The organism is Vibrio sp. 10N.261.46.E11 (genome assembly GCF_041472735.1).
GTDB lineage: Bacteria > Pseudomonadota > Gammaproteobacteria > Enterobacterales > Vibrionaceae > Vibrio.
In genome coordinates this window covers 75,907-87,193 of the sequence record NZ_JBFRQW010000051.1, presented here as the reverse complement: position 1 = coordinate 87,193, position 11,287 = coordinate 75,907, and the positions used below count along the sequence as shown (strand labels likewise).

The following is an 11,287-nucleotide window of genomic DNA, read 5'->3' as shown; positions in this document are numbered from 1 at the left end:
TTACTACGATTGGTATTACATTCATCAGCCTGTACCGGCCAGTCTGCCAGACGATAAAGCGGTTTTAACAGAACACAAAGCGTTGAAAGGTTTGGGATTTAAGGTGGTACAAGTAAAAGCAAAAGGTAAAACAACTACCTTTGCCGAGGCTATGCAAAATTTGCTAAGAAGACAGGCCACCAGCTCAAATAATCAGCGCATGTGGTCATTTAGTATCTAGAAGATTCACAGCTAATAAACAAAAAATGCAGCGACAATCGAGTGATTGTTCGCTGCATTTTTAATTCGTGCTTCTACTCAGTACTTACGGGCGATTACCACATTAGGTCATCCGGGATCACGAAGTCTTTGTACGGGTCATCTTCGTCCACTTCATCAGAGCTTGAAGCTTGCGTATCAACGATAGATTCTTCATCACGCATTGCAATCTTGTTTGCTACTGCTGTTGGAATAACAACATAGCTTTCGCCTTGACGTGCAATACTTAGAATGCCTTTACTTAGTTGCTTTTGAGTCAGCTCTTCTACGTAAAGGTATTTAACTAGCGTACCGTCGGTGAAGTTATATTTGATCTCACCATTCTTCTGTTCTAGCTTGTTCATCTCAATCAGTTGCTTCACTTGAGCTTTAATTTCTTTGCTCAACTGCTGTTCTTTCAACTGTTGGTTTAGCTCTTTGTCTTTCGCTTGCTGCGCCAGTTTAGTTTCTTCTGCTGCCGCTTTTGCTTCACGAGACTGAACGCGAGACTTTTTAGAGCCTTTCTTCGCCTTCTTTAATTTTTTCTCATTTACCAAGCCAGCTTTAAGCATCTGCTCTTGGAGTGTTAACTTTGCCATGACTTTCCCAGTTCAGGATTAAAAACGGCACTATCATACCTGTTTTTTAGGGTTTCTGTTTACTGAACAAGAGCAAATTACAGAACAATCGCAAAATTTTTGCTAATAGCTCTAAGCAGCGACCTCCATATTCCCTTCTTGTTGCTCACAACCTCCGCTCTACATTCCACGAAATACCGTTATACGTACATCGAGCCAGTTACCCAGAAGCACTCAAGCTGCCACGAAACTGCGCGGGCGTTTTATTGAGCCAACCTTTAAAGGCTCTTCTGAAATTTGCGGTGTCGCTATAACCGAGCCTTTCGCCGATGTCGTCGATACTCATAGTTGTGCCCAGTAATAGCTCTTTTACCAGCTCCACTCGAACTTCGGTCAGCAATATTTGATAACTGGAATCATGGGTCACTAGCTCTCGTCTGAGTGTACGAGAGCTACAGCCAAACTCATTCGCAAGTTGTTCAATATTCGGGAAACTGCCTGCGGTTTGGTAAAAAATCGTTTTGATCTGATTAGTCAACAGATGCTCAGAGTCCAACGTCTTCACTATCGACTGACAAGACGTGAGATAGCGTTTTAGCGTTGCGGCATCATGTGTGGCTAATGCTTGTGATAAAACCGAGGCGTCGAAGCGCAGCTCACAGGCGTCATGTCCGAACGTCACCGGACACTGAAAGCGTTCATCATAGAGCTTGGCATAACTTGGTTCAGCATAAGGGAAAGACAACGCTTTAATTGCCAACGCGTCGCCAGTTAATTCTTGGAACAAAGAGAGGATTGAGCTTAAGAAATATTCGTTGCAGAATGGAAGTAGATCTCCAACTTCCAAGGTATTTTCAATTTGAATGACCGCGTGTTCAGCGTCAACAATCAGCTTAACCGAGAAGATAGGCCCATTTAAACGCAGGTATTTAAAGCCCGACTTAATCGCCTCGCCTACATTCTGACTGGTCGACAGTGCATAGCCCAAAACACCAAAGTGGCTCAAGCTAGCGTGCTCTCCCAACCAAAGTCCTAGACCATCGTGAGGAAAGCTCTGATTCGCCGCGCTAAACAACGCAAGTTTATCAGCATATGTCAGTTTTCCATTCGGATCTCGCCAATCCATGTTCGGCAAACCCACATCATTTAGTAGCCTTTCAATGTCGATACCTCGCTGATCTATACTATTCAACAACAGCGCGATATCTAATGTGCCTAATTGGTGGCGATGTCCGGTTGGCTTATAATCCGCAATAATTTCCAATCAAACCTCCTTATATCTAACCCATTCCCATAAACATGACTACTCAGCTTCAACAACACTGCTAACAAAATCGTGATTGGTCACACGCTCTTGTCCGAATATGACCTCCCAATTCTACGCTACTCATCGCACAATGGCTTTAGTTGTTAAATTTATGTGAACTATCGCAATGATAAAAACGAAACTAGCCCCATACAGTTTGATTGATTCTAATGGCCAGCCGACGATTGGGCATTTCGATGGCATTCCAAAACATCTCAACATAGAAAAGTTCGACTACCGAAACTCCATGGACGCCAAAGCAAACCCGTGGCAAAAACACTTCCATTACAAGCAATTTCAATTTGTCAGCATTGTCACCGAGACTCACATAATCGGCGTGGCCATTGCAGATATTCGTTATCTGAGTTCTGCCTTTTGCTACGTCTACGACATCCAGAATAACGAGTTAGAGGAGTGCTCATGGTTACGACCACTGGGGTATGACAAACAAGCAACGAACTCCCCGTTAGAAGGCATCACACACATCGCAGGGCAAAGCATTGTGTTTGATATTGAGGACGAACAATGGAAAGTGTCACTCAACACAAAACTCATTAAAGCCAAGGTTTGCCTAGAGCCAGAGATCGACAGCTTACCCATGGCGATGTGCAGCCCAACCGGTTACTCAGGTTGGACCTACACACAAAAACATAACGCGTTAAAAGTAATGGGCAGCATTGAGATTAACCAACAGCCTATCTTCCTAGAGCAAGCTCGTGCTGGCTATGATTTCTCTGCAGGATACATGAGACGTGAAACCAGCTGGCGCTGGGCAAGCATCAACACACAATCTAATAATACCGACATTGGCCTGAACCTCGCAGCGGGCGTGAATGAAACTGGTGGCTGCGAAAACGTATTATGGGTCAATGGAATCAGGCATTTACTTAACCCGGTACAATTTACGTTTAGTCGCCAAGACACTGATTTACCTTGGCAGATAACCTCGCAAGATGGTCGTATTAACCTGATTTTCACTCCCCTCAACAAGCGCAGTGAAAAGTTAAACCTATGGTTTCTGAAGAGTAACTTCCGCCAGTTTATCGGCCACTTTTCTGGATCGATTGAAGACAACAATGGAGTGACACATCAACTCGATGGTGTTCTCGGACTAACAGAAGATCACTTTGCTCGATGGTAGCGTCACTCTATTGAGACTGAATTGCTGGCAATCAAGTCTACATATCACGTATGGTTTATTAACAAGGATAACGCATGAATATTGACGCATTAATCAATCACCCAGAATGGCTGCTTTTGGTATTAGCGCCTTTGTTCATGATTTGCATGTTAGCGGAGTATTTCATTGGTCAGAGACAAGGTCGACTGCCAGATAACTCCAGCTACAAACTTTCAGAAGTGATGTGTAACTTCACGCTTGCGGGAATGCATCAACTCTCCGATTTGCTCACCGGGTTATTGGTTGTGCAGTTGTATCTTTGGATGTTCGACTGGCGTTTGGTCGATATTGAAATGGGTATGCTGAGTTTTGTTGTATTGATGGTTCTACAGGACTTTTTTTACTACTGGTTCCACAGAGCAAGCCATCGTGTTCGCTGGATGTGGGCCGCGCACGTCGCGCACCACAGCTCAGAACAGATGAACTTCAGTACGGCTTTCCGTCAAAGCTTAATGTACCCATTCGCAGGAATGTGGCTATTTTGGGTACCGTTGGTCATCATAGGTTTTAACCCGAAATGGGTCATCTTTGTGGTACTTCTGAACCTAGGTTTGCAGTTCTTTGTCCACACACAGTGGATACGAAGCTTAGGTCCACTTGAATATATCTTTAACACCCCATCGCATCACCGTGTACATCACGGCAAAAATACGCAATACATCGATAAGAACTACGCCGGTGTTTTGATCATTTGGGATAAGTTGTTTGGTACGTTTGAGCCTGAAGTTGAAACTGTGCATTACGGCGTCACTAAACCTGTAGACAGTTTCAACCCGATAACGGTAACCTTTCAAGAATGGAAAGTTATTTTCAAAGATTTGCGAAACCAAAATCTGACAGTGAAGCAGAAAGTAAAGTTAATGCTCTCGCCTCCATCGGATAAAACGAATAGAGACAGGTTGTATTAACTAAGAAACCGCCTCAACTGGATTCAAAGGCACTCCACCGACTCGATTGAATAGTAAAGCACCGTTTTCCGGCAATTTATTTGTGATCTGGGTTGCACGCGTACCGCATACTATCAGATACTGAACAAAACTAACCTTCAGCCACAGTAAACGTCGTCCGCTTACTGTTCAGGAAATTCAATGAGTTCAGATAATCAGCCAACCTACTTCTTTTTCGATTACGAAACATGGGGCGTGAGCCCAGCGAAAGATCGTCCGAGTCAATTCGCAGGTGTTCGTACCGACCAAGATTTCAATGTTATCGGAGAACCTTTGGTTATCTACTGCCAACCTCCTGCTGATTATCTTCCTGCACCTGAAGCTGCGCTGATCACTCGCATCACACCACAAAAAGCCATGTCTCAAGGCTTACCTGAGCCTGAGTTTATCGCCAAGATTCATGCCGAGCTTGCAAAACCAAACACCACAAGCCTTGGCTACAACAGCATTCGATTCGATGACGAAGTAACGCGTTACACCTGTTACCGTAACTTCATCGACCCATATGCGTGGAGCTGGCAGAACGGCAACTCACGTTGGGATCTACTGGATGTAATGCGCGCTGTTCACGCACTGCGCCCTGAAGGCATTGTTTGGCCAGAGAATGAAGAAGGTTACCCAAGTTTTAAACTGGAACACCTATCTGTGGCAAATGGCATTGAACATGAGAACGCGCACGATGCGATGGCCGATGTTATCGCCACAATCGAATTAGCGAAAAAGCTGAAAGCCGCACAACCTAAGATGTTTGATTACCTCTACAACATGCGCCACAAGCGTAAGTTGAATGAGCTTGTCGACATCGTCAACATGACACCTCTTATGCACGTGTCAGGCATGTTTGGTCGTGATTGCAATTACACTAGCTGGATTGTTCCTATGGCTTGGCACCCGACCAACCAAAACGCCGTTATCGTGGTGGACTTAGCGAAAGATCCTAGCCCACTGCTTGAGCTAGATACCGATGAGCTCAGAGACAGGCTCTACACCAAACTAAGCGAGCTAGGTGAAGATGAACTGCCAGTGCCAATTAAACTGGTACAACTCAACAAGTGCCCTATTCTCGCACCAGCAAAAACCCTAACGGCTGAAAACGCGGAAACGATCGGTATCGACCGTCAGCAATGCTTGAAGAACCTTGCACTATTACGTGAGCACCCAGAGATTCGTGAAAAGCTGATTGGCTTGTACTCACAAGAACGTGAATACGAAAAAAGTGATGATGTAGACACACACCTTTACGACGGCTTCTTCTCTCCAGCAGATAAGACCGCGATGAACATCATTCGTGAAACTGACCCGAACAACTTGGCCGCTCTGGACATCACTTTCAGCGACGAACGCATTAAGCCGCTGTTGTTTCGTTACCGCGCTCGTCATTTCCCATGGACACTTGATGAAACTGAGCAACTAAAATGGGCGAACCATTGTCGTGAGTTTTACGAGAGTCGCTTAGAAGAGTACATGCTGAATCTAGAAAACCTCGCACATGAAAACGAAAGTGACGAGAAGAAAATGGCTATCTTGAAAGCGGTTTATCAATACGTAGAAAAGCTAGCTAGTTAATTCATTATCAAGAGATGTGACACTTTGAAAGAAAGATTGATCAAACTCGTTTACTGCTTAATCTCCTTCACCTTAATCATAGGTGCACTTACAGCAGGTAACGCGTTACAGCACTTTTTGGATACCTCAATCCCAGGCAGTATTTTTGGCATGTTGATTCTGTTTGCCGCCATGGTGATAGGTATTGTTCCATCGCACTGGGTACAGCCCGGTGCAAGCTTGATTATCCGCCTAATGATCTTACTGTTTGTTCCGATCAGTGTAGGGTTGATGGATCACTTCGACATGCTCATCGCGAACGCATTGCCAATTATGGCGAGCGCCGTTGGCGGCACGTTACTGGTGTTGGTGTCCTTATCGTGGTTCTTAGACCGCTTGCTATCGAGAGGTAACTGATCATGTGGATTCTACTGACCATCGTGGTGTTCCTATTTGCACGCTGGGTAAGCCAAAAAGTGAACTCACCGCTGTGTAACCCGTTATTGATCAGCATTGGCATCATTATTCCAATTCTGTTGTTCTTCAAAGTCCCTTTCGAGACCTACTACGCAGACAACACTTGGATTACTTACATGCTTCAGCCTGCGGTTGTGGCGCTTGCTTATCCGCTATATGAACAGTTACCTCAAATTCGAGCGAACTGGCGCATCATCACCTTTTCTTGCACGCTGGGCAGTGTGATGTCGATGACAACAACAGCACTGATTGCGGTCGCCTTTAAAGCAGATCTGAGCCTAATTGCCAGCCTGCTAGGTAAATCGGTGACGACGCCGATTGCAATGGAAGTCTCAAGCCATTTAGGTGGTGAAGCAGCGATTGCTGCGATTCTGGTTTTGATTGTTGGTCTGTTTGGGGCAATTTTTGCTTACCCAATCTATAACCTGATTGGTATTAAGAGCCCAATCGCACGTGGTTTAACCATGGGAACGGTATCTCACGCATTAGGTACTGCGACATGTGCTGAAAAAAACCAAGAAGATGCAGCATTCAGTTCGTTGGCTCTTGTTCTTTGTGGCGTCATTACCTCAATCATTGCACCTAGCGTGTTTTCAGTTGTGATTTGGTTCTATTCTTAACCTAAACGATCACTACGCGATTCAGCCCAACCAGAATACTGTTGATTTCAGTGCCTGCTTGGGCTTTCTTCTCACATTTAGTTAGTAATAGCAGACTCGTGACGCTCTATTACGGGCAATAAGTGCGATATCAACTGCAAAAATAGCTATTGCAATCGATTTCAAGTGTGACCTCACCCTAACTATGCAAGCCAATGTAACAACAACGATATAATAGTGATACTTGTCACAGAAAATTCCTGTGTATTGAATAAACTTAAAGCCTAAGGTCAATTAAGGATTCAACATGAACAGTCGTATTACCCTGGCGCTGGAAAGTGCTCCAACATCAATAAAAGCGCTTTTAAGTGACATCGTATTAGCAGACAACTTTGACGCGACATTGTCTCCAGAACAATTTGCCAGCCTACTGCAAGCAAGTGGTTTAGCGGATGACGAGCTACGTATTGCGCTACTTCCTTTTGCCGCTGCGTATTCTTACGCGCCATTATCTGACTTTTATGTTGGTGCAATCGTACGTGGTTTGTCTGGCACTCTGTATTTTGGTGCAAACCTTGAAATCGCTGGTGCTCAACTTGGTCAAACCGTTCACGCTGAGCAATCTGCAATCAGCCATGCTTGGATGAAAGGCGAACAAGGTATCTCAGATATCACGATCAATTTCAGCCCCTGTGGTCACTGTCGTCAATTCATGAACGAACTGACCACTGCGAAAGAGCTTAAAGTTCAGCTCCCACAACGTGATGAAATGTCTCTGCAGGAGTACCTGCCAGACTCGTTCGGCCCTGCAGACTTAGGTGTAACAACTGGCCTAATGACTAAGCTTGATCATAAGTACACGACCGAAGAAACAACCCCTATTGTTGTAGAAGCGCTAGCAGCACTAAACCGTAGCCATGCGCCTTACACCAAAAATCTAAGTGGTGTTTCACTACAGCTGACGTCGGGTGAGGTTTTCACCGGTGCTTACGCTGAAAACGCAGCGTTCAACCCTAGCCTACCGCCTCTACAAGTGGCATTAATTCAACTTAAACTGGCGGGCTTCGATTTTGAACAAATTGAAAGTGCAGCTTTGGTTGAAATTGCTGAAGGTAGTATCAGTCACCTAGCGGATACGCAATCTACATTAGAAGCGATTAATCCCGACATTCCAGTGACTTACTTAGCAATCTAAGTACATCTATTTAACAAAATTTTAAATAAGCAGCCCTATTTAACAGGGCTGCTTTTTTTATGCTTGTAATTAACACTGCAAGCTGCGCAAACGTTTGCTTTTGTCGTTTAAATAAGTATGATCACCCCGTTTTCAATCAATCGTTCAAAAGATCGGAAGGAATTTCTATGTTTGGTACTGCTACTCGTGAAAATGCTACTCGTGTACTTCTATTAGGTTCAGGTGAACTTGGCAAAGAAGTGGCTATCGAATGCCAACGTTTGGGTTTAGAAGTTATTGCTTGTGACCGTTATGCAGACGCGCCCGCGATGCAAGTTGCACACCGTAGCCATGTATTAGACATGTTAGATGGTGATGCTCTTCAAGCTATCATTGAGCTAGAAAAACCAGATTATGTGGTTCCTGAAATTGAAGCTATTGCCACCAGCAAGTTATTTGAACTTGAAGCACAAGGTTTGAATGTCGTTCCAACGGCGAATGCAACCAAGCTAACGATGAACCGTGAAGGTATTCGCCGTTTAGCCGCTGAAGAGTTGAAACTAAGCACTTCACCTTACCGCTTTGCAGACACCTTCGAAGACTTCGCCGCTGCTGTTGAGTTCGTGGGTATGCCTTGCGTTGTTAAGCCAGTAATGAGTTCTTCAGGCAAAGGCCAAAGCGTTATCAGAACCGAAGAAGATATCCAGAAATCTTGGGACTACGCACAAGAAGGCGGTCGTACTGGCGCGGGTCGTGTGATCGTTGAAGGCTTCATCGACTTTGATTACGAAATCACTCTTCTAACCGTTCGTGCAGTCGACGGTGTTCATTTCTGTGCGCCAATCGGTCACCGCCAAGAAGACGGTGATTACCGTGAATCATGGCAGCCACAGATCATGTCAGACAACGCACTGAAAGCGGCGCAATACACAGCAGAGCAAGTGGTTAACGCACTAGGCGGCCACGGTATCTTCGGTGTTGAACTGTTCGTTAAAGGCGACAACGTGATCTTCAATGAAGTCTCCCCTCGCCCACACGATACAGGCTTGGTTACTCTGATGTCTCAAGACTCATCGGAATTTGCACTACACGTACGCGCATTTACAGGTATGCCGATCAAATCAATTACTCAGTATGGCCCTTGTGCCTCTGCGGTAATCCTTGGTCAAGGCACATCAACGAATATCCGCTTTGAAGGCCTTACAGAAGCGCTAGACGCACCACAAACGCAAGTTCGCCTGTTTGGTAAGCCTGACATTAATGGTCGCCGTCGTCTTGGTGTGGCGTTGACTCGTCGTAATAGCACAGAAACAGCAATAGAAGATGCCATTGAAAGTGCTTCGAAAGTGAAAGTGATTTACTAAACCGCTATTCAATTATGAACAATCACGAGTTCAAATCTGAACAATAAAAAAGACGGGCTATCGAGCCCGTCTTTTTGTTGGTGTTATCTTTGGCTTAACTAAGCAGACTGAACTTAAGCGTCTGACTCAATCAAATACACTTCTTCACAGAAGCGAGACAAACCTTTCTTCGCAATCTTAGGATGTTCATCGTCTGCGATGTCCTGATTCAACAATGTGATCTTATAACCTGCGAACAACTGATCGATCTCTAACTTAGGCACGCTAAACGGAGGCCCTGCCATTTCGCTTTGGTCGTAATCCAGCGTTACCAGAAGAATCTTGCCACCCGGTTTCAGTAGTTGTTTCAAACGCTCGACATACTGCACTCGCATCTCTTCAGGCAATGCCACTAAAGAAGCGCGGTCATAAATAATGTCGACAGGTTGAATAGGTGCTGTGAAGTAATCACCCGTGTAAACACTCAGTTCATCGAATTGGTAAAGCTCGTGCTGACCGCTAATTTGAGTCACTGTCGGTGTGTAAAGGTGCTCTGCAAAAAATGCGCGAACCGCAATCTGGCTTAACTCGACACCTTGAACCTCTTCATGCTTGGTCGCTAACCAAATCAAATCTTCACTCTTGCCACAAAGAGGCACAAACACACTCTTGTCGTAACTAGGGTTAGTCTTTTTCCAAAATTTAATCAGAAGTGGGTTTACATCTTCGAGGTGGAAACCAATTTGGTTGGCTGCCCATTTATTGTGCCAAAATTCAGGATTATTCATCTTTCGTTCATGTTAAACAGTCATAATGCAAGGGTACAGTATAGAGAGGTAAGAGCAACCTTAGCGTAGTTTAAAGTACCACATTGGTTTCGATAAAATCAGAAACTGGCTAAGTTCAAAGTTCTGATAATTGCGGAACTAACGGTTGGATTATTTGTCTATATCTTCACATTTTAAAGCAATATTAAACGTTAGAGTTGGTTTCTGTCTTAGCTAGCCCCATTTAATATCTAGTGAGTTTAGTTAAGCTGTTTTTACTCTTATGCGTTACTGGTTACCCCTTTTGACTACCCGTTTTTTGTAACCTTGTATTTTGGAGTTTGAATGAGTGTATTTCTCCGTACGACGGCCCTAATGCTTCTGGTATTGAGCCGAGCGCCTGCATTCGCAGCAGCACCTGTTTCAACAAGTTCAACTGATCAATCACGCACAGCGTCATCGCAAAACCAAGTTTCATCAAATGTATTCCGCCATAGCCTAAGCGGCTTGTATGGCATTAAAGCATTCGACTCACGTCCGACTCAACCTTATACCGACTTCGATATTCTGTACAGCAAAGCGCATCAAGGCCAAGCTGAACTAGAAACTATCTGTAAAAGCACAGCCCTACTCACTAATTCTGAAGCGCTCTTTGCTGGCGTTAAATCTCAAGCTCGTGCAGAAGAAAAAATCGCCCTTGAGCTTGATGGTGACGTAACAAAAATTACCGACTTAGCCCGTGCAACTATCATCGCGAACGATGTAGAGAGCTTGGTTGAAGTTTACGAAGCGCTAAGCCGCGAAGCAGACGTTGTTAAGCTGAAGAACAAGTTTAAATCACCGGCTGATTCTGGATACCGTGACCTTAATTTGTTGGTTCGTTTGCCAAAAACCAACATCATTGCGGAGGTTCAACTTCACTTAAAAGCGATTGCTGATGTGAAAAGCGGCCCTGAGCACGAGCTATATGAAATAATCCAAGGCATTGAGCGTCACGCAATTGCAGAACATCGCCCAATCAACGATATCGAAGCGGCACAAATCAATAGCCTAAGACGCCAATCTTTAGAGCTATACCAACAAGCATGGCAGCCGTACATTACAACGCACATTAAAGCGGCTTAATCAATTACC

At 44.7% G+C, this 11,287-nt stretch carries 11 protein-coding genes and 1 pseudogene; 9 read left to right on the top strand and 3 right to left on the bottom strand.

Translation table 11 applies throughout. The annotated features are described in order from the left end of the window. Nucleotides 1-192: pseudogene (locus AB4407_RS16585) on the top strand (hypothetical protein); the annotation flags it as partial. Nucleotides 193-314: 122 nt separating this feature from the next. Here the strand turns inward: AB4407_RS16585 and AB4407_RS16580 are convergent. Together AB4407_RS16580 and AB4407_RS16575 are read right to left on the bottom strand one after the other, a co-directional pair. Further along, a complete protein-coding gene (locus tag AB4407_RS16580; protein WP_055318645.1) occupies nt 315-836 on the bottom strand; it encodes a DUF2058 domain-containing protein in 522 nt (173 codons plus the stop codon). Between the two features lie 199 nt (nt 837-1,035). Next, the gene (locus AB4407_RS16575; RefSeq protein WP_372121339.1) at nt 1,036-2,079 is read right to left on the bottom strand and encodes an AraC family transcriptional regulator; all 1,044 of its coding nucleotides are present in this window, start codon (nt 2,077-2,079) and stop codon (nt 1,036-1,038) included. A gap of 169 nt (nt 2,080-2,248) precedes the next feature. Between AB4407_RS16575 and AB4407_RS16570 the strand changes: the two genes are divergently transcribed. From AB4407_RS16570 to purT, 7 genes are all read left to right on the top strand, one after another. Next, nucleotides 2,249-3,262: a DUF2804 domain-containing protein gene (locus AB4407_RS16570; RefSeq protein WP_372121338.1), complete on the top strand. Its 1,014-nt coding sequence runs from the start codon at nt 2,249-2,251 to the stop codon at nt 3,260-3,262. 74 nt (nt 3,263-3,336) lie between these two features. Next, complete coding sequence (locus AB4407_RS16565; protein ID WP_372121337.1) at nt 3,337-4,209, top strand: sterol desaturase family protein; 873 nt, start codon at nt 3,337-3,339, stop codon at nt 4,207-4,209. 180 nt (nt 4,210-4,389) lie between these two features. Beyond that, nucleotides 4,390-5,814, top strand: a complete 1,425-nt coding sequence (sbcB, locus tag AB4407_RS16560) for an exodeoxyribonuclease I (RefSeq protein WP_372121336.1) — start codon at nt 4,390-4,392, stop codon at nt 5,812-5,814. A gap of 24 nt (nt 5,815-5,838) precedes the next feature. Beyond that, nucleotides 5,839-6,210 carry a CidA/LrgA family protein gene (locus AB4407_RS16555; protein ID WP_372121335.1) on the top strand — a complete coding sequence of 124 codons (372 nt, stop codon included), beginning with the start codon at nt 5,839-5,841 and terminating at the stop codon, nt 6,208-6,210. 2 nt (nt 6,211-6,212) lie between these two features. Beyond that, nucleotides 6,213-6,890 carry an LrgB family protein gene (locus tag AB4407_RS16550; protein ID WP_372121334.1) on the top strand — a complete coding sequence of 226 codons (678 nt, stop codon included), beginning with the start codon at nt 6,213-6,215 and terminating at the stop codon, nt 6,888-6,890. Nucleotides 6,891-7,176: 286 nt separating this feature from the next. Beyond that, on the top strand, nt 7,177-8,064 hold the full coding sequence (gene cdd / locus AB4407_RS16545; protein ID WP_372121333.1) for a cytidine deaminase: 888 nt from the start codon (nt 7,177-7,179) through the stop codon (nt 8,062-8,064). 167 nt (nt 8,065-8,231) lie between these two features. After that, nucleotides 8,232-9,407, top strand: a complete 1,176-nt coding sequence (gene purT / locus AB4407_RS16540; protein WP_372121332.1) for a formate-dependent phosphoribosylglycinamide formyltransferase — start codon at nt 8,232-8,234, stop codon at nt 9,405-9,407. A gap of 113 nt (nt 9,408-9,520) precedes the next feature. Here purT and AB4407_RS16535 read toward each other — a convergent pair whose 3' ends face one another. Continuing rightward, complete coding sequence (locus AB4407_RS16535) at nt 9,521-10,174, bottom strand: thiopurine S-methyltransferase (RefSeq protein WP_372121331.1); 654 nt, start codon at nt 10,172-10,174, stop codon at nt 9,521-9,523. 324 nt (nt 10,175-10,498) lie between these two features. Here AB4407_RS16535 and AB4407_RS16530 point away from each other — a divergent pair, with 324 nt between their 5' ends. Continuing rightward, on the top strand, nt 10,499-11,278 hold the full coding sequence (locus tag AB4407_RS16530) for a RelA/SpoT domain-containing protein (RefSeq protein WP_012604146.1): 780 nt from the start codon (nt 10,499-10,501) through the stop codon (nt 11,276-11,278). Nucleotides 11,279-11,287: the final 9 nt, after the last annotated feature.

Coding starts and splice junctions, on each gene's coding strand:
- sbcB (WP_372121336.1), top strand. CDS start 4,390: ATGAGTTCAGATAATCAGCCAACCTACTTCTTTTTCGATTACGAAACA.
- AB4407_RS16550 (WP_372121334.1), top strand. CDS start 6,213: ATGTGGATTCTACTGACCATCGTGGTGTTCCTATTTGCACGCTGGGTA.
- cdd (WP_372121333.1), top strand. CDS start 7,177: ATGAACAGTCGTATTACCCTGGCGCTGGAAAGTGCTCCAACATCAATA.
- AB4407_RS16565 (WP_372121337.1), top strand. CDS start 3,337: ATGAATATTGACGCATTAATCAATCACCCAGAATGGCTGCTTTTGGTA.
- AB4407_RS16570 (WP_372121338.1), top strand. CDS start 2,249: ATGATAAAAACGAAACTAGCCCCATACAGTTTGATTGATTCTAATGGC.
- AB4407_RS16530 (WP_012604146.1), top strand. CDS start 10,499: ATGAGTGTATTTCTCCGTACGACGGCCCTAATGCTTCTGGTATTGAGC.
- AB4407_RS16580 (WP_055318645.1), bottom strand. CDS start 836: ATGGCAAAGTTAACACTCCAAGAGCAGATGCTTAAAGCTGGCTTGGTA.
- purT (WP_372121332.1), top strand. CDS start 8,232: ATGTTTGGTACTGCTACTCGTGAAAATGCTACTCGTGTACTTCTATTA.
- AB4407_RS16535 (WP_372121331.1), bottom strand. CDS start 10,174: ATGAATAATCCTGAATTTTGGCACAATAAATGGGCAGCCAACCAAATT.